Genomic DNA, 570 nt, shown 5'->3' with positions numbered 1-570 from the left:
ATACGCCCTTCTTTTGCTTGTCGCATCATGTGCCTAAGCACATATGCCCTCTCGTAATCCTTATATATTCTATTCTACTTCGTGTTTCTTCTTTTGACTTCGCCATGATGGTATGACCATCACGCTCCGTCCCAATATGTCAATGAACTTGTGGCGGGCCGCCACCGGCAATAAAATCACCGTGGACGACACTTGCCGTGGTGGAGAATATCGGAGTCGAACCGATGACCTCCTGCGTGCAAGGCAGGCGCTCTAGCCAGCTGAGCTAATTCCCCTTATCAGTGGTCAGTTAACAGTCAACAGTTAACAGTACTATATAACGGTAACCCAACACCTAGAATTTCCTTATTCAATACCCAATGAACTTAAGCCATTCGTGAACTTTCAACTTCTCACTTATAACTTGCGGCTCCGCCGCTTTCGTAGTCTCAGGCAGACTCGAACTGCCGACCTCTACATTATCAGTGTAGCGCTCTAACCAGCTGAGCTATGAGACTGTCTTGGCCAAAATTGCCTATATCACAAAAAACATATCATAAACGACAGCACAAAGATCTTTAGGACCACCTC

General features: G+C 46.1%; 2 tRNA genes. Both read right to left on the bottom strand.

The features are described 5' to 3' along the window. Nucleotides 1-198: 198 nt before the first annotated feature. Nucleotides 199-275, bottom strand: a tRNA-Ala gene (locus tag EZV76_RS16905). Nucleotides 276-423: 148 nt separating this feature from the next. Continuing rightward, nucleotides 424-497 (bottom strand) — tRNA-Ile (locus EZV76_RS16900). Between the last annotated feature and the right edge of the window lie 73 nt (nt 498-570).

This window comes from Flagellimonas alvinocaridis (assembly GCF_004916895.1).
Taxonomy (GTDB): domain Bacteria; phylum Bacteroidota; class Bacteroidia; order Flavobacteriales; family Flavobacteriaceae; genus Flagellimonas; species Flagellimonas alvinocaridis.
This window is presented reverse-complemented; position numbering and strand designations above follow the sequence as displayed.